This window comes from Aromatoleum toluolicum (genome assembly GCF_012911005.2).
GTDB classification, from domain to species: domain Bacteria; phylum Pseudomonadota; class Gammaproteobacteria; order Burkholderiales; family Rhodocyclaceae; genus Aromatoleum; species Aromatoleum toluolicum.
Genome location: NZ_WTVS01000202.1, coordinates 1 through 460, shown reverse-complemented (window position 1 = coordinate 460; position 460 = coordinate 1). Strand labels below are relative to the sequence as shown.

Below are 460 nucleotides of genomic sequence, written 5' to 3'. Positions count from 1 at the left end.
CGCTGATGAGGTTGGCGCGGTAGGCGGCACTGGCGTGGATGTCAGCGTTCAGATCGCTCGCGTCGATCTTCACGCTGGCAGCCGACTGCGGGGTGAAGCTCTGGTTGAGCGCCGCCTCCAGCCCCGCATGGCGGAACACGCTGCTGGCCGCACCGGTCACCGCAACACGCACGCCGCTGTCGGTCTGCGCCACAAACACCCCCACCAGCGAGAAGCGCGAGGCCGCCTGCTTGAACTTCATGTACGCAGCGCGTTTCGGGATCGGGAAGCGGATGGCGGTGATGATCTCGCCCTCATCCAGCGCCGTGGTGTACATGCCCACAAAGAAGTCGTCGGCATTTATCTCGCGGCGGTTGGTGATGACCGTGGCGCCCAGGCCCAGCACCGCACTGGGGTAGCAGGCGGCAGGGTCGTTGTTGGCCACCGAGCCGCCCAGCGTGCCGCGTGCACGCACCTGGCG

General features: G+C 67.2%; 1 protein-coding gene. It reads right to left on the bottom strand.

Annotated features, from left to right (window positions below):
* Positions 1 to 460: FAD binding domain-containing protein (locus tag GPA27_RS28370; protein ID WP_211165310.1), on the bottom strand; the 460-nt coding region annotated here is incomplete at both ends.